1 protein-coding gene is annotated in these 634 nt (G+C 47.0%); it reads left to right on the top strand.

Going from position 1 to position 634, the window contains the following annotated elements; genetic code table 11:
• On the top strand, positions 1-634 hold a 634-nt coding region (locus R7190_RS28425; RefSeq protein WP_318138001.1), incomplete at both ends, for an asparagine synthase-related protein.

Here is a 634-nt window from a genome sequence, read left to right as displayed (position 1 = left end):
GGCCTCAACTTCACTCTTTTGCGGTTGGTCTTGAAGGCGCTCCAGACTTAAAAGCAGCACGTGAAGTGGCAGAAAAAATTGGCACCGTTCACCACGAAATGACATACACCATTCAAGAAGGTTTGGATGCTATTCGTGACGTGATTTACCACATCGAGACTTATGACGTAACAACGATTCGTGCCTCAACACCGATGTTCCTCATGGGCCGTAAAATCAAGGCAATGGGCATTAAAATGGTGCTTTCTGGTGAAGGCGCTGATGAAATCTTCGGTGGCTACTTGTACTTCCACAAAGCGCCAAACGCAAAAGAGTTCCACGAAGAAACGGTTCGTAAACTGCTGGCTCTAAACATGTTTGACTGTGCCCGTGCGAACAAATCGTTGGCGGCATGGGGCGTTGAAGGCCGTGTACCATTCTTGGATAAAGAGTTCATTGACGTCGCAATGCGCCTAAACCCTGCAGACAAAATGTGTGGCAACGGTAAGATGGAAAAACACATTCTTCGCGAATGTTTTGAGCATTACTTACCAGACTCAATCGCTTGGCGTCAAAAAGAGCAGTTTTCTGATGGCGTAGGTTACAGCTGGATTGACACTTTGAAGGCCGTAGCAGAAGAGAAAGTGACCGATCA

The sequence above is a fragment of the Vibrio sp. 1078-1 genome, assembly GCF_033340475.1.
Note: the sequence above shows the minus strand (reverse complement) of the source record. Positions and strands in the feature narration are given on the sequence as shown.